This window comes from Clostridium chauvoei (genome assembly GCF_002327185.1).
Classification (GTDB): Bacteria; Bacillota; Clostridia; order Clostridiales; family Clostridiaceae; genus Clostridium; species Clostridium chauvoei.
Genome location: NZ_CP018624.1, coordinates 2,753,979 through 2,771,434 on the forward strand (window position 1 = coordinate 2,753,979; position 17,456 = coordinate 2,771,434).

The 17,456-nt window shown below is 34.3% G+C and carries 9 protein-coding genes, 3 rRNA genes and 1 riboswitch; of the genes, 3 read left to right on the forward strand and 9 right to left on the reverse strand.

Annotated features, from left to right (window positions below; all coding sequences use genetic code 11):
• Positions 1-25 precede the first annotated feature (25 nt).
• The 5 genes from BTM21_RS12910 to BTM21_RS12930 all read right to left on the reverse strand — a co-directional run bounded on the left by BTM21_RS12910 (position 26) and on the right by BTM21_RS12930 (position 9,133).
• Entirely contained in the window at positions 26-2,461 is a 2,436-nt protein-coding gene (locus BTM21_RS12910) for a glycogen/starch/alpha-glucan phosphorylase (RefSeq protein WP_021874658.1), read from the reverse strand.
• A gap of 29 nt (positions 2,462-2,490) precedes the next feature.
• A complete protein-coding gene (gene glgA, locus BTM21_RS12915) occupies positions 2,491-3,924 on the reverse strand; it encodes a glycogen synthase GlgA (RefSeq protein ID WP_021874657.1) in 1,434 nt (477 codons plus the stop codon).
• A gap of 332 nt (positions 3,925-4,256) precedes the next feature.
• Positions 4,257-4,373, reverse strand: a 5S ribosomal RNA gene (gene rrf, locus BTM21_RS12920).
• A gap of 111 nt (positions 4,374-4,484) precedes the next feature.
• Positions 4,485-7,388: ribosomal RNA gene (locus tag BTM21_RS12925) — 23S ribosomal RNA — on the reverse strand.
• A gap of 230 nt (positions 7,389-7,618) precedes the next feature.
• A 16S ribosomal RNA gene (locus tag BTM21_RS12930) occupies positions 7,619-9,133 on the reverse strand.
• Together the 16S, 23S and 5S rRNA genes form the textbook arrangement of a ribosomal RNA operon.
• 901 nt (positions 9,134-10,034) lie before the next feature.
• Between BTM21_RS12930 and BTM21_RS12935 the strand changes: the two genes are divergently transcribed.
• A complete protein-coding gene (locus tag BTM21_RS12935; protein ID WP_021877021.1) occupies positions 10,035-10,556 on the forward strand; it encodes a PTS sugar transporter subunit IIA in 522 nt (173 codons plus the stop codon).
• Positions 10,557-10,677: 121 nt separating this feature from the next.
• On the opposite strand, the gene BTM21_RS12940 is transcribed toward BTM21_RS12935, so the two are convergent.
• Complete coding sequence (locus BTM21_RS12940) at positions 10,678-11,613, reverse strand: GNAT family N-acetyltransferase (RefSeq protein WP_021877022.1); 936 nt, start codon at positions 11,611-11,613, stop codon at positions 10,678-10,680.
• A gap of 241 nt (positions 11,614-11,854) precedes the next feature.
• Positions 11,855-12,023, forward strand: a riboswitch (Lysine riboswitch).
• A gap of 129 nt (positions 12,024-12,152) precedes the next feature.
• On the opposite strand from BTM21_RS12940, the gene BTM21_RS12945 reads away from it, so the two are divergent.
• Together BTM21_RS12945 and BTM21_RS12950 are read left to right on the forward strand one after the other, a co-directional pair.
• Complete coding sequence (locus BTM21_RS12945) at positions 12,153-13,589, forward strand: amino acid permease (protein WP_021877023.1); 1,437 nt, start codon at positions 12,153-12,155, stop codon at positions 13,587-13,589.
• Between the two features lie 83 nt (positions 13,590-13,672).
• Positions 13,673-14,389 carry a DUF4230 domain-containing protein gene (locus tag BTM21_RS12950; protein ID WP_021877024.1) on the forward strand — a complete coding sequence of 239 codons (717 nt, stop codon included), beginning with the start codon at positions 13,673-13,675 and terminating at the stop codon, positions 14,387-14,389.
• Positions 14,390-14,414: 25 nt separating this feature from the next.
• Here BTM21_RS12950 and bioA read toward each other — a convergent pair whose 3' ends face one another.
• From bioA to bioB, 3 genes are read right to left on the reverse strand one after another with little or no spacing between them, the layout of a single operon-like run.
• Positions 14,415-15,770 carry an adenosylmethionine--8-amino-7-oxononanoate transaminase gene (gene bioA / locus BTM21_RS12955; protein ID WP_021877025.1) on the reverse strand — a complete coding sequence of 452 codons (1,356 nt, stop codon included), beginning with the start codon at positions 15,768-15,770 and terminating at the stop codon, positions 14,415-14,417.
• A gap of 12 nt (positions 15,771-15,782) precedes the next feature.
• Positions 15,783-16,484, reverse strand: a complete 702-nt coding sequence (gene bioD, locus BTM21_RS12960; protein ID WP_021877026.1) for a dethiobiotin synthase — start codon at positions 16,482-16,484, stop codon at positions 15,783-15,785.
• Positions 16,484-17,443 (reverse strand): biotin synthase BioB, encoded by a 960-nt coding sequence (gene bioB / locus BTM21_RS12965; RefSeq protein ID WP_021877027.1) that lies wholly within the window; start codon positions 17,441-17,443, stop codon positions 16,484-16,486. Before bioB ends, bioD begins: the two co-directional genes overlap by 1 nt.
• Positions 17,444-17,456 lie beyond the last annotated feature (13 nt).

A 17,456-nucleotide genomic window follows, 5' to 3' on the forward strand; every position in this document is an offset into this window, starting at 1 on the left:
AGGATCTTTATTTCCTTTTCATTATTTATAAATTTTTATAAATAACATCTGATCCCCAAATTCCTGTTGCATATTCTTTTATAGTTCTATCTGAGGAAAAGATTCCTGAATGAGCTATATTTATTCCACATTTTCGTTGCCAATTGTATATATCACTATATAAAATGTCAGCTTTTTCTTGAGCTTTTACATAAGAATCAAAATCTTTCAAAACAAAAAACTCATCATTGTAATTTAATAAATTCTTATATATTGTTCTAAATCTCTCTCTATCATTACAGTAAGTCCCATCTATTAAATTATCTATAACTCTCTTTATTCTTTTATCGCTATTATATATATCCCATGAACAATATCCACCATTTTTATAGTAATCTAGTACTTCATCTGCTGTTAATCCAAATATTATAATATTATCTTCTTTTACTTCATCTTTTATTTCTATATTTGCACCATCTAATGTAGCTATTGTAAGAGCTCCATTCATCATAAATTTCATATTAGATGTTCCTGATGCTTCTTTAGTAGTTGTTGATATTTGTTCACTTAAATCAGTTGCAGGAATTATTTTCTCTGCTAAGGATACTCTGTAATTGTCTAACATTACCACTTTTATTTTATTGTTTACTCTTGGATCGTTATTGATTTTATCAGCAATTCCATTTATAAGCTCTATTGTATTTTTAGCTAATATATATCCTGGAGCCGCCTTTCCTGCAAAAATAAAAGTTCTAGGCTTAATGTTTAGATTAGGATTATCTATTAATCTATTATATAAATCCATTATTCTTAAACAATTTAATGTCTGTCTCTTATATGCGTGTATTCTTTTCACTTGGACATCAAATATTGAATATGGATCTATTATAATACCTTTAGTATTATATACTTCATTAGCTAACTTCTTTTTATTTTCTAATTTTATATTAGCTAGCTTTTCTAAGACACCTTTATCATCTAAATGATTTTCAAAATTCTCTAAATCCATAGGATGTTTTATAAAACTATCTCCTATTGTTTCCTTTAATAAATTAGTTAATTCTGGGTTACTCTTTAATAACCATCTTCTATGAGTTATTCCATTTGTTTTATTATTAAATTTTTTAGGATATAAATAATAAAAGTCTGACATTTCTTTTTTCTTTAAAATTTCCGTATGAAGTTTAGCTACACCATTTACACTGTGACTACTTATAATTGCAAGGTTAGCCATTCTTACATATCCATCACCTATAATGGCCATTCTAGAAATCTTTTCCCATTGCCCTATATATTTATTCCAAAGATCCTTACAATATCTTTCGTTAATTTCTTGAACTATCATATATATTCTAGGAAGTAATTTCTTAAACATATCTATTGGCCACTTTTCTAGTGCTTCTGCTAAAATTGTATGGTTTGTATATGAATTTACATTTTGAGTTATCCTCCAAGCGTTTTCCCAAGGTAAACCTTCTTCATCTATTAATATTCTCATAAGTTCTGGAATTGCCAAAGTTGGATGAGTATCATTTATATGAATTGCTATTTTTTCATCAAGCTCTAATATATTTCCACCATGTTTTTTATAATGTCTTATAATACTTTGAAGTCCTGCTGATACAAAAAAGTATTGTTGCTTAAGTCTAAGCATCTTGCCTTCATAAAAGGAATCTTCCGGATATAATACAAGAGAAATTGATTCAACTGAATTTTTATACTCTATAGCTTTTAAAAAATCTCCTCTACTGAATGAAGAAAAATCAAATTCATTTGATACAGGCTCTGCACTCCAAAGTCTTAAAGTATTTACAACCTCATTTTCATATCCAACTATAGGTGTATCATAAGGAACAGCCAATACTGGCTCATAATTAACATGATTAAAAACTAATTTCCCATTTACAGTTTCAACTTTAACTTCTCCACCAAATTTAACAATTTCTGATTTATCACTTTTTTTGATTTCCCATACATTTCCTTCACGAAGCCAATTATCAGGCACTTCCACTTGTTTACCATCAATTATTTTTTGTTCAAAGAAGCCGTATTTATATCTTATACCACATCCATGCCCTGCAATATTTAATGATGCCATGGAATCTAAAAAACAAGCTGCAAGTCTCCCTAATCCACCATTACCTAACCCTTGATCTTGCTCTAAGTTTTCTAATTCTTCTAAATCTATATTAAGTTCTTGTAATGCTTCTTTGCACATATTTCTTATTCCTAAATTTAAAAGAGCATCACCTAATAGTCTACCTAATAAAAATTCCATTGAAAAATAATAAACTTGTTTTTCTCCAGTTTTGTTATATTTTTTATTAGTAGTTATCCACGCTTTAGTTACATAATCTCTAACTAGACTCCCAAGAGCTTCATATTTTTGAAGGTTACTTCCTTCCTCAAGCTCTTTTCCATGTAACTCTAAAAATTTCTTTTTATAATCTGTCTTTAAAGACTTCTTATCTATATCTAGCATAAACCCTCCTCCTAATAGCTGTATTATATCTATCTACCAATTATTTCACCGTATAATGTTCTATATTTATTCGCTGACTTTTCCCAACTATTATCAGATCTCATGGCTTGTGAAATTAAAGAATTCCATGCATTTTTATTATGATAAGCTTCTAATGCATATTCTGTTATTTCCATAAGCTCATTAGCATTATAATTAATAAAACCAAACCCATTCCCTACTCCATTATATTTATTATAGGGTTGAATTGTGTCTTTAAGACCACCTGTTTCTCTAACTATAGGTAGTGTTCCATACCTTAACGCTATAAGCTGACCTAATCCACATGGTTCAAATAAAGATGGCATAAAGAATAAATCTGAAGCTGCATATATTTTATGAGCTAAAGAATTATCAAACATTATATTTACAGAAACTTTATCATGATATCTATAATTAAAGTTTCTAAAAGTTTCTTCATATAAATAATCTCCAGTTCCTAATATAACTACTTGTATATCTCTTTGTAATAATCTATCTAATATATTTATTATTAAGTCACACCCTTTTTGGTGAGTAAGTCTAGTTACCATCCCAATCATAGGTATATTTCTATTTACTTGTAACCCAAGTTTTCTTTGCAATTCTTCTTTGTTGATATATTTATCATGTATTGTATTTTCAGAATATGTTTTATATATATATTTATCATTTCTAGGATTAAACTCTTCATAATCAATGCCATTTACAATCCCTTTAAGAGCATAGCTTCTATTTTTTAATAATCCTTCTAACCCTTCCCCATACTCAGAGGTTTGTATTTCTTTAGCATAAGACTCACTTACAGTTAAAATTTGATCTGAATAATTTATACCACCTTTTAAAAAGCTAACTCCTCCATCTAAAGCTAAGCTACCATTTAAAAATGGTTGATAATCATATCCGAATAATTCTGGTAGAACATTCGGTGACATAATTCCTTTGAAAAGAAGATTATGAATTGAAAAAAACATTTTTATATTTTTGTAAAAATATTTGTTTTTATATTCTAATTTATATAAAACAGGAATCATTCCAGTTTGCCAGTCATTGCAATGAATAACATCCGGTTTCCAATTAATTTGATTAATACTTTCTAAAACAGCTCTATTAAAAAAGGCAAATCTTTCTCCATCATCATAATGTCCATATAATTCTTTTCTTTTAAAATAATATTCATTGTCTAAAAAATAATAAATTACTCCATTATATTCATACTCAAATATTCCACAATATTGTTTTCTCCACCCAACACTTACTCTAAAGGATTTTATAAATTTCAGTCTGTTGATAAAATCCTTATTAATATCTCTATGTTTAGGAATAATAACTCTTACATCTACACCCTGCTTTCTTAAAGCCTGAGGAAGTGCTCCCATAACGTCTCCGAGTCCACCTGTTTTAATAAATGGATGAGCTTCAGAGGCTACCATTAATATCTTCATTCTAACCACTCTCCTACTTAAACTTATTTATATTTATATTTAAATTGTATTTATCTTGTTAATTTTAGAAACTTAAGTTTATTAAAGTATGGTATTAAAATTGATATTAAGTATTATCCATTCTGTTATCTCATTAACCATATTTTTAACATCAGTATATTTTATACTTATTTATTTAGTTTTTAATGTTTCCTACATCTATATCTATGAAAAGATTCTTATTATATGACAAACTTATATAATAAAAAAATCCTGCAACTATAAAAATAATTACAGGATTAATGCTATAAAAGACAAAAAAAATAAGAGTCTTATTAGACTCTTATTTACTAACCTGGCAACGTTCTACTCTCCCACACAGTCTCCCATGCAGTACCATCGACGCTGTAGAGCTTAACTTTCCTGTTCGGAATGGGAAGGAGTGTTTCCTCTACGCCATCATCACCAGATGCATTGTCACCCCAAATCTATGATTTGGTTGGTGTAAAGCACTTAGCATAGCTAAGTTACCTTTTCAGATATTCTCTGAAAATTGCACATGAATTTTTGCCATTTCGTTATTGGTCAAGCCCTCGACCTATTAGTATCAGTCAGCTAAATATGTTACCACACTTACACCTCTGACCTATCAACCTTGTGTTCTTCAAGGGGTCTTACTAGCTTATGCTATGGGAAATCTCATCTTGAGGGGGGCTTCACGCTTAGATGCTTTCAGCGTTTATCCCTTCCCGACTTAGCTACCCAGCCATGCTCTTGGCAGAACAACTGGTGCACCAGAGGTCAGTCCATCCCGGTCCTCTCGTACTAAGGACAGCTCCTCTCAAATTTCCTACGCCCGCGACGGATAGGGACCGAACTGTCTCACGACGTTCTGAACCCAGCTCGCGTGCCGCTTTAATGGGCGAACAGCCCAACCCTTGGGACCTACTACAGCCCCAGGATGCGACGAGCCGACATCGAGGTGCCAAACCTCCCCGTCGATGTGGACTCTTGGGGGAGATCAGCCTGTTATCCCCGAGGTAGCTTTTATCCGTTGAGCGATGGCCCTCCCACGAGGTACCACCGGATCACTAAGCCCGACTTTCGTCCCTGCTCCACTTGTGGGTGTCGCAGTCAGGCTCCCTTCTGCCTTTGCACTCTTCGAACGATTTCCGACCGTTCTGAGGGAACCTTTGGGCGCCTCCGTTACTTTTTAGGAGGCGACCGCCCCAGTCAAACTGCCCACCTAACAATGTCCCGTCACCAGATTCATGGCGTCCGGTTAGAACCCCAATACTGTCAGGGTGGTATCCCAAGGATGACTCCACCAAGGCTGACGCCCTAGTTTCCCAGTCTCCCACCTATCCTGTACAGACAATATCGGAATTCAATGCTAAGCTACAGTAAAGCTCTACGGGGTCTTTCCGTCCAATCGCGGGTAGCGAGCATCTTCACTCGCACTACAACTTCGCCGGATTTGCAGTTGAGACAGTGCCCAAGTCATTACGCCATTCGTGCGGGTCAGAACTTACCTGACAAGGAATTTCGCTACCTTAGGACCGTTATAGTTACGGCCGCCGTTTACTGGGGCTTAAGTTCACACCTTCGCTTGCGCTAAGTGTTCCCCTTAACCTTCCAGCACCGGGCAGGCGTCAGCCCCTATACATCAGCTTGCGCTTTAGCAGAGACCTGTGTTTTTGCTAAACAGTTGCTTGGGCCTATTCTCTGCGGCCTACTCTCGTAGGCACCCCTTCTCGCTAACTTACGGGGTCAATTTGCCTAGTTCCTTAACTGCAATTCTTCCGCTGGTCTTAGGATTCTCTCCTCATCTACCTGTGTCGGTTTGCGGTACGGGCACTACTTCTCTCTCTAGATGCTTTTCTTGGAAGCATGGAATCAGATACTTCAGCCTTTTGGCCTTCCCCATCACGCCTCAGAATTGTTGAAACGGATTTGCCTGTTTCAACTCCCTAAACGCTTAGACTAGCATTTCCAATCGCTAGCACATCCTATCCTTCTCCGTCACACCATCGATAATAACGATTGTAGTGGTATCGGAATATCAACCGATTGTCCATCGCCTACGCCTATCGGCCTCGGCTTAGGTCCCGACTAACCCTGGGCGGACGAGCCTTCCCCAGGAAACCTTAGATTTTCGACCTGTGAGATTCTCACTCACATCTCGCTACTAATGCCAACATTCTCACTCGTAATCAGTCCACCGCTCCTTACGGTACGACTTCAGCCCGATTACGACGCTCCTCTACCGCTCATCTTACGATGAGCCCGTAGCTTCGGTGGTAAGTTTGAGCCCCGGACATTTTCGGCGCAGGATCTCTCGACTAGTGAGCTATTACGCACTCTTTCAATGAGTGGCTGCTTCTAAGCCAACATCCTAGTTGTCTTAGAAATCCCACATCCTTTTCCACTTAACTTACACTTTGGGACCTTAGCTGACGATCTGGGCTTTTTCCCTTTTGACCACGGATCTTATCATTCGTAGTCTGACTGCCGGACTAATAGTATATGGCATTCGGAGTTTGATAAGGTTCGGTAAGCGATACGCCCCCTAGCCCATTCAGTGCTCTACCTCCATTACTCATATCCGACGCTAGCCCTAAAGCTATTTCGAGGAGAACCAGCTATCTCCGAGTTCGATTGGAATTTCTCCGCTATCCACAGCTCATCCCATGCTTTTTCAACAGCAACGTGGTTCGGTCCTCCACGGGATTTTACCCCCGCTTCAACCTGGCCATGGATAGGTCACCCGGTTTCGGGTCTACGGCATGCAACTAGTCGCCCTATTAAGACTCGGTTTCCCTTCGGCTCCGTACCTTAAGTACTTAACCTTGCTACATACCGTAACTCGTTGGCTCGTTCTACAAAAAGCACGTCATCACACTCATATGGTGCTCTGACCGGTTGTAGGCACACGGTTTCAGGTTCTATTTCACTCCCCTCCCGGGGTTCTTTTCACCTTTCCCTCACGGTACTGCTTCACTATCGGTCATCAGGTAGTATTTAGCCTTGGGAGGTGGTCCTCCCTGCTTCCCACAAGGTTTCACGTGTCTCGTGGTACTCTGGATCAGAACTCTAAACCTTTCTGTTTTACCTACGTGGCTATTACACTCTATGGCCTAACTTTCCAGTTATTTTCGGTTACAAATTAGTTTATTTAATGTTCTGTCCGCAACCCCAGAGATAAATCTCTGGTTTGGGCTCTTTCCCTTTCGCTCGCCGCTACTCAGAAAATCGATTTTTCTTTCTCTTCCTCTAGGTACTTAGATGTTTCAGTTCCCTAGGTTTACCTTCCTGTAACTATTTATTCATTACAGGATACATGGGGTTTCCCATGTGAGTTCCCTCATTCGGAAATCTCCGGATCACTGGCTATGTGCGCCTACCCGAAGCTTATCGCAGCTTATCACGTCCTTCATCGGCTCCTGATGCCAAGGCATTCACCATGCGCCCTTTGTAGCTTGACCTTTACGGTTCTCTTTTTACAAAGAGTCAATTTATATCACAAAGAATATTTTTCTTGGCTTGTTGTCACTTCTCAATTAACATTTGTTAATAAAGTTGTTTTAATTCATGTGCAATTTTCAAAGAACAAAATTTTGAAGGATTTTGGTCCTTCAAAATTGAACAGAAGTTAAGATAACTCTTCTTTTGAAATATACTAGTTAATCATCTTGTTAACTAGATTTCTCCATAGAAAGGAGGTGATCCAGCCGCAGGTTCTCCTACGGCTACCTTGTTACGACTTCACCCCAATCGCTGACCCTACCTTAGGTCGCTGCCTCCTTGCGGTTAGCTCACGAACTTTGGGTATTGCCAACTCTCATGGTGTGACGGGCGGTGTGTACAAGGCCCGGGAACGTATTCACCGCGACATGCTGATTCGCGATTACTAGCAACTCCAGCTTCATGTAGGCGAGTTTCAGCCTACAATCCGAACTGAGACAAGTTTTATAGTTTAGCTCCACCTCGCGGTATTGCATCTCGTTGTACTTGCCATTGTAGCACGTGTGTAGCCCTAGACATAAGGGGCATGATGATTTGACGTCATCCCCACCTTCCTCCCGGTTAACCCGGGCAGTCTCGCTAGAGTGCTCAAATAAATGGTAGCAACTAACAATAAGGGTTGCGCTCGTTGCGGGACTTAACCCAACATCTCACGACACGAGCTGACGACAACCATGCACCACCTGTCATCCTGTCTCCGAAGAGACTTCCTCGATTAAGAGTAATGCAGGAGATGTCAAGTCTAGGTAAGGTTCTTCGCGTTGCTTCGAATTAAACCACATGCTCCGCTGCTTGTGCGGGCCCCCGTCAATTCCTTTGAGTTTTAATCTTGCGACCGTACTCCCCAGGCGGGATACTTAATGTGTTAACGGCGGCACGGAAGGAGTTGATACCTCCCACACCTAGTATCCATCGTTTACGGCGTGGACTACCAGGGTATCTAATCCTGTTTGCTCCCCACGCTTTCGAGCCTCAGCGTCAGTTACAGTCCAGAGAGTCGCCTTCGCCACTGGTGTTCTTCCTAATCTCTACGCATTTCACCGCTACACTAGGAATTCCACTCTCCTCTCCTGCACTCTAGACTTCCAGTTTGAAATGCAGCACCCAAGTTGAGCCCGGGTATTTCACATCTCACTTAAAAGTCCGCCTACGCTCCCTTTACGCCCAGTAAATCCGGACAACGCTCGCCACCTACGTATTACCGCGGCTGCTGGCACGTAGTTAGCCGTGGCTTCCTCCTCAGGTACCGTCATTATCGTCCCTGAAGACAGAGCTTTACGATCCGAAAACCTTCATCACTCACGCGGCGTTGCTGCATCAGGGTTTCCCCCATTGTGCAATATTCCCCACTGCTGCCTCCCGTAGGAGTCTGGGCCGTGTCTCAGTCCCAATGTGGCCGATCACCCTCTCAGGTCGGCTACGCATCGTCGCCTTGGTGAGCCGTTACCTCACCAACTAGCTAATGCGCCGCGGGCCCATCTTGTAGCGGATTGCTCCTTTAATTACTGCTCCATGCGAAGCTGCAATATTATGCGGTATTAATCTTCCTTTCGGAAGGCTATTCCCCTCTACAAGGCAGGTTGCCCACGTGTTACTCACCCGTCCGCCGCTAGGTTTGTTCCCGAAGGAACTCTCCTCGCTCGACTTGCATGTGTTAGGCACGCCGCCAGCGTTCGTCCTGAGCCAGGATCAAACTCTCACTAAAAAGTTTAATCTGTGCTCAAATTACTTTGAGTCTTTGTTTTAAGACTTTCAAAAGAATTGCTGGTTATTACTTAACTTTTATTCTGTTCAATTTTCAAAGACCATTTTCTTCATCGCCCTCAAGCGACTTCTTAATAATAACATTTCTGTCGAAGTTTGTCAACAAGTTTTTAAAACTTTTTTTCAAATCTTCTTTCGTCGTTTTGATGTTTTGCATCAGCGACGTGTTTTATCTTAACATAATAATTATACTTAATTCTAATATATACATCTATTTAGGTAAATTATCTTTATATATATCATTATTTCTTTTGTTTTCTAACTTTACCTTATGTTGATACGCCTGGCAAAGTATCCTTTAACTTGTCTTATTATGCTGTATTTTATCTTATTTATAATGTATGTTATAGGCTTATTTACCTATATTAATAATTCTATTTATTTAAAGAACTCCCCCTAAGCAACTTTTTAAGAACTCAAATATTCTATTAAAGATATCTATCAGTATATAAAGATATAAAATAAAAAAAGCTAGAAAGAATACGCCTGTCTTTCTAGCTTTTTTTAATACGCCAATTTAAATCTCTTTTTACTATGATTTGATTATATTATTTTATAGATTGTTTGTCAACGATTTCAGTAAAAGTTTTTTATTTTTTTATATATTTTATTGACATTAAGAAATATATCTATATATAATGTTTGTATACGATGTTACTGTTAAATCAGGCATAAGTTCTTTAGTGAACTTATGCCATTTTTTATTTTTCATACTTTAATGTATGTAACCACCACCATTTATGTATACTACTTAATATAGTATTAATACGTATGTTTTATTACAGTAATATAAAAAAATAACATTATGAAAGGAAGTGGATTCCTGTTTTTCAGGATATACTATGTTTGATTTTTTAAAAAAGATATTTAAATCAGAAGCAACTGAACAAGAAAATGTAGCTTCAAAACCATCATCACTTATTGCGCCTGTTTCAGGGCAAGCAATTCCTTTATCTGAAGTACCAGATCAAGTTTTTGCTGAAAAATTAGCTGGAGATGGAATAGGTATAATAGCTGAAGGAGATACAGTTGTTGCTCCTGCAGATGGAGAATTAACTTTAGTCTTTAAGACAAAGCATGCTTTCGCAATGACTTTAGATAATGGATTAGAATTATTAGTTCACATTGGTTTAGAAACTGTTTCTTTAAATGGAGAAGGTTTTGAACAACTTGTTGAGCAAGGTACTAGAGTTAAAGCTGGTACACCAATAATGAAAATAGACACTAACTTCATAGCAAGTAAAGGATTATCCCTTGCTACACCAGTTTTAATAACAAATGTAGATGCTACTAAATCAATTACTCCAGTTGCTACTGGAAAAGTTGTTGCAGGTGAAACTACAGTTATTAACTTTGAAGTTTAATATATAGTTTTACAATTTATTGCTTAAATAAAAAAGAGCTATGTCAAAAAGAATTAAATTCTTCTTGATATAGCTCTTTTTTATATATTATTTTAGATTTATACTACCTACAAGCTTATTATTAATCTTCTAATATTTTATATAAAGTTAAATGATCTCTCCAACTTCCATTTATATATAGATATTTTTCATTTATTCCTATTTCTTTAAATCCACACCCCAAAAGTACACCTTTAGATCTTTCATTATCTACTAATACCGAAGCCTCAACTCTATGTAGCTCTAATTCATTCTTTGCATAATCTAAAATAAGTCTTACAGCCTCTTTCATATATCCTTTACCCTGATAATCCTTATCTATAGAATATCCTAAAATAGCACTTTTGAAAATTCCATATACTATATTAGATACTTTTGCCTTACCTATTAATTTATCATCTATATATATTCCCAAATCATAACCTGTACCACTCATCAATTGTCTGTAGCTTTCAATTAATATATCTCTTTGCATTTCATATGTATAAAAACTTGCATCTCTACTAGGTTCATACGGACTTAAATGATCTTTATTTCTTATATAATAATCTAACAATTCATCAGCACTCTCTGGAGTTAGATTTCTAATTTCTATATTTTCTCCCTTTAATCTAATAATTGATGTAATCATAAAATTATTATAATCATTTCTGTTTATCCCAAAACTAAGTTCATCTACAAAATGACCGTTAATAAAAAGATTGTCTGAAAATATTCCTTCTAACACAAACCCTAAATCTATAAATACTTTAAAATTTGCATTTTCATTAACTATAAAATTAGCTTTGTGTACACTTGAATCCTTAAATATCGCTCTTAATATACTTTTAATGGTTTCATTTAATAAATCAGAATCATTATATCTATAAAATTTTAACTTTACATCACATCTTTTATTGTCTTTATCTAATTCTAAAATCGTAAATCTTCCAATAACTATTCTATTTTTATCCCTAATAATATAATCACTAAGTGTGCCTTTTACTAAATCTATATTTACTTCTTTAACTTCACTCATAATAAATTCTCCTAAGGCTATTTTAAACTTTATTATAATTATTATAACGATAAATGTAGTTTATACACAATATAAAAATTATAGAGTTTATAAAATGAAAATTTAATACTATCGATATTTTGAATAATATGCTTATATTTTATTCTTAATGCCTATTTATGCCCTAAATTCACCATAAATGGCCTTTCATCAAAATTGACTATTTCTTTTTATTGATTAATAATAATGCCATTAAATGAATAACTGAGATAGAGGTGCAAAACTTATCAGTAGCATTATGGAGGTAAGCTCAATGAAGTAATGTGAAAGGATTTTTTGCCGAAGTGTACGGGTAAAGCTTTAATACCGTATCACTGGTATTTCATATAACATATGTAATACTGTCACATTTGTGGAGCGCTATCATTCTTAGTATATGGATAATATATTTATTTTATATGCCCTGAGTATAGTTCTTAGGGCATTTTTTATTTTTTAAGTCAAATTAGTCTTCACTTAGTTAAACATTTATGTATTATACGATCAATGGAGGACTTGATATGGATTCAGTAAATAATTGTAATGGAGAATTAAAAAAAGGATTAAAATCTAGACACCTTAGTATGATTGCTATAGGCGGCTCTATAGGTACAGGTATATTTCTTGCTATGGGTGATACAATTCATCAAGCAGGTGCTGGTGGTGCATTAATTGCTTATTGCTTAATTGGTATAATGGTATATTTCTTAATTAGTAGCCTAGGTGAAATGGCAACATTTATGCCAGTTTCCGGTTCATTTGGTACATATGCAACAGAGTTTATCGACCCAGCTGTAGGCTTTGCACTTGGTTGGAACTATTGGTTTAACTGGGCAATAACAATTGCCGCTGAACTTGTTGCTTCATCTTTAATAATGAAATTTTGGTTCCCTAACATACCTGGTATAATATGGAGCGTTTTATTATTATCAATAATAGTTATGTTAAATCTATTATCAACAAAAGCTTATGGTGAATCTGAGTTTTGGTTTGCTAGTATAAAGGTTTGTACAGTTATAGTATTCTTAATAATCGGTGTTTTAAATATCTTTGGTATAATGAATGGACATGCTGTTGGACTTTCGAACTTTAAATCTGGTGGTGCATTTGTTGGAGGATTTAAGTCTATCTTTATGGTATTCCTATTAGCAGGTTTTTCATTTCAAGGTACAGAATTAGTAGGTATCGCAGCTGGAGAAAGTGAAAATCCTGAAACTTCAATACCTAAAGCTGTAAATAGTGTCTTTTGGAGAATATTACTTTTTTATGTAGGTACTATAATAGTAATTGGGGCGTTAATTCCTATAGCTGAAGTAGGTGTTCAAGAAAGTGCTTTCACTCTTGTATTTGAAAAGGCTGGTATAGCTGGAGCTGCTTCTATTATGAATGCTGTAATATTAAGCTCAGTATTATCTGCAGGTAATTCAGGAATGTACGCTTCAAGTAGAATGCTTTATTCAATGGCAAAAGAAGGTATGGCTCCTAAAATCTTTGAAAAAGTAACTTCTAAAGGAGTTCCTGCAAATGCTGTCATCGCAACTACAGTTATTGCATCAGCTTGTTTTTTAACTGGACTATATGCTGAAGATACTGTTTATGTATGGTTAGTTGGTGCATCTGGGTTAGTAGGCTTTATAGCTTGGATGGGGATAGCCCTTTGTCATTATAGATTTAGAAAAGCCTGCGAGGTTCAAAATTTTGATTTAAATAAATTACCTTATAAATCAAAATTCTTCCCATATGGCCCTATAATAGCATTAGTATTATGTACTATAGTAATTTTAGGACAAGGTCTTTCATTTATATCTTCAACAGGAATTGATTGGATGGGTCTTTGTTCATCATATATTGGAATTCCATTATTTGTAGTTTTATTTATAAGCTATAAGATAAAACACAAAACTAAAGTTGTTGATTTAAAAAATGTAGATTTAATGAAATATGCAATAAAGAAATAAACTTTAAAAATCCTTCTAGATATATCTAGGAGGATTTTTTTGTAATAAATATATCTATCTTTTCATATATTTAAGTACGTTCTATGAATTTATGCAAGGAGGGATTTTTTATTTTTATACCAAACTTTTTTAAGGGTAAGAAAAAGAAATCAAAACTACATTTTAAAATCTCTTTTATTCTTCCTCTTATCTTTATTATTATAGGCATATTCCTTGGATATAAAATTTTTACTAAACCTAAAACACCACCAAAACAGTGGACATTAACTGAAAATGAAAATAAAAATGTAAAATTTTTAACCGAAGAAAGTTTAGTAAAGGAAATTAGAGATGTAAATAAAATTATCCCATTAGAAATAGAGCTTTCTGAAACTATTGTTGTTGATAAAAGTTGGGGAGATTTTGAAGTCTTTAAAAAGATAAAAAGAATTAAATTCTTCGCTAATTGCTCTTATGCTGTAGATCTATCAGCTATTGAAAATAAAGATATAACTATCAATAAATTTAAAAATGAAATAACACTATCTCTTCCTAAGCCTAAAGTTTTTAGTGTGGATATTGATGAAGATAAAACTATTTATGAAGAATCCTCTAATGGACTACTTAGATTTGGAGATATAAAATTAACTTCTGAAGAATTCGGTGTAATTCAAATGGAAGTAGCTAAAACTTTTGAATCTAAAATGAATGACCCAGAAATATATAATAAAGCAGTATCTAATACAACAATAGTATTAGAAAAAGTTCTTAACCAGATTGCTAATAACGAAATGAAAGTAACCATAAACTTTAAAGATTAAAAAGGATTAAGGAAGTTACTCTTCCTTAGTCCTTTAAAAATTTAATCATATATTTATTTAAACTTTCTTTGCAGACTTTAACCATTTCTCTCATTTCTTTTTCTTCTATTATATATGGTGGATTAAAATATATACAATTTGCTATAGGTCTTAATATTACTCCTTTTTTAAGAGCAATTTTATATATTTCATATCCAACCCTTTTTTCGCTGTTAAAGGGTTCTTTACTTTCCTTATCTTGTACTAGCTCTATTGCATTTATTAATCCTATATTTCTGATTTCACCTATAAGAGGATGACCTTCTAGCTCATCTATTAATATATCATTTAACATCTTGCCTTTTTTATTTATCATATCTAAAACATTGTCTTCTTCGAAAATCTTTAGAACTTCCAATGCAATTGCACAGCCCATAGCATTTCCTGAATAAGTGTGCGAATGTAAAAATGCTTTATACTCACTATAGTCCCCATAAAATGCATTATATAATTTCTTAGAAGTCATAACTACAGACATAGGCATATACCCTGCTGTTAACCCCTTTGATAAACACATAATATCAGGACTTATTTCAGCATGCTCACACGCAAACATTTTACCTGTTCTTCCGTATCCAACGGCTATTTCATCTGCTATTAAATTAATATCATACTTATCACATAACTCTCTTAACTTTTTTAAGTATTTCGTGGAATAAATCTTCATTCCCGCTGCCCCTTGTACTATTGGCTCTACTATAATTGCTGAAACCTCTTCATTATTACCTTCTATTAATAATCTCATATGTTCAAAACATTCTGCATCGCAACTACTTCTAATTTCCCCATATGGACATCTATAGCAGTTTGGACCTTTTACTCTATACGTATCAATCATTAATGGTTTATATACTTTATTATATATATCTAAATCCCCTACTGATAATGCTCCTAAGGTCTCCCCATGATACGCATCTGTAATAGCAACAAACTTTTGCTTTTTAAATTTTCCTATTTGCTGATGATAATGAAAACTCATTTTTAAAGCTATTTCTACTGCTGCTGAACCATTGTCTGCAAAAAACACCTTTTGTAATCTATCTGGAGTAATGTTTACTAACCTTTCGCTAAGCTCTATCGCTGGTACATTAGAAAAGTTTGCAAAAATAACATGTTCTATCTTATCTATTTGAGCTTTAATTGCGTTATTGATTCTTTCATTAGCGTGTCCAAACAAATTGCACCACCAAGAACTGATAGCATCTAAATATCTATTTCCGTATATATCATAAAGATAAACACCTTCTCCTCTTTCAATAACCATTGGTTTAAGTTCTTCATAATCCTTCATTTGAGAACAAGGATGCCAAATATATTTTAAATCCTTATCTACTAAATTCATAAATTCTCCCTATTAATCATTTAATAAACTTATCAACATATCAAAATTTATTAAACTATCCACATCTATTTTTTCTTTTTCCACAAAAGGAATAGTTAATATCCTATCTATTCCTGTTAAAACCCTTATAGTCTCTTTATTATCTTTGTGAATAATATTTTGTGGATTATATTCATTTAATATTATTCCTTTAACCTTTATGCCTATGGATTCTAAATATTTAATAGTTAAAGTAGTATGATTTATAGTTCCTAGTCCTGCTCTTGCAACAACTATTGTAGATAAACCTAAATACTTTATAATATCTTCTAATAAAATAGTTTCTTCATCATTTATCTTTATTGGACATATTGCCCCTCCACTACCTTCAACTATTAACAATTCATATTTATTTTTCATCTTTTGATAGTCAGCTTTTATTTTTTCAATACTTATATCAACACCTTTAACTCTAGCTGCCAAATGGGGTGAGTAAGCATTTTCTAATGTATATGAAACTAAATTATCATAAGTTTCCTTTAATCCTGATACCATACAAACATCTTTAGCATCTCCAGGTATTAATTTATTACCTTCTTTTAATGCTCCACTTAATGCTCCCTTAAAATATCCTGCATCTACTCCGTTATCTCTAAGTGTTTTAACTATTAAAGATGTAACAAAAGTCTTTCCTACATCGGTGTCTGTCCCTGTTATAAATATTGATTTTTCCATTATTTCACCTTCAATCCTAAAGCTTTAATCATCTTTCTATCATCACAAATTTTATTACCACAAGTAGTTAATAAATTTCCTGTAATTGTTGCATTAGCTCCTGCTTTAAAAGCCTTATCCCCATTATTATTTAAAAGACTTCTCCCAGCTGCTAATCTTATATTGGCTTTAGGATTTATAAACCTAAACACAGCTATGGTTCTAAGTATTTCTTCTTCACTTAAAGCTTCTTGTTTTTCTAAAGGCGTTCCCTTAATTGCCATAAGTGCATTTACTGGAATAGACAATACTTCTAATTTCCTTAATTCTATCGCCATATCAATTCTATCTTCTCTACTTTCTCCAAGGCCTATTATTCCACCGGAGCAAATCTCTAATCCTACTTTTTTAGCCTCTTTAATTGTATTTACTCTTTCATCATAACTATGAGTTGTACATATCTTTTTATAATACCCTCTTGAAGTTTCTAAATTATGATGATATCTTTTAACTCCAACCTCAGTAAGTTTTGCTAGAGAATCTTCATTTAAAATTCCATGAGATGCACATAAACTTATATTGCATTCATCATTTAATCTTTTGTAATACCCTACTACCGACTTAAAATCTTCCCCAACTAAGCCTTTACCTGAAGTTACTATAGAAAATCTATCTACGCCCTCTTTTTCATTTTCCTTCGCTTGAGCTTTTATTTCTTCATAGGATAATAGTTTATATTCCGTTACTCCAGTTTTAAAGTGAATTGATTGAGCACAGTATGAACAATCCTCAGAACACTTTCCACTTTTTCCGTTTATTATTGAACATAAGTCTATCTTACTTCCAGCTAACTTTTCTCTTATTGTATCTGCTGATTTATATAAAACTTCTGCTGGTTCATTATATAATTTTAAAGCTTCTTCTTTAGTTACTTCATAACCACTTAAAACTCTCTTCATTAACTCACTGCAATATCCCATTTCTATTCCCCCT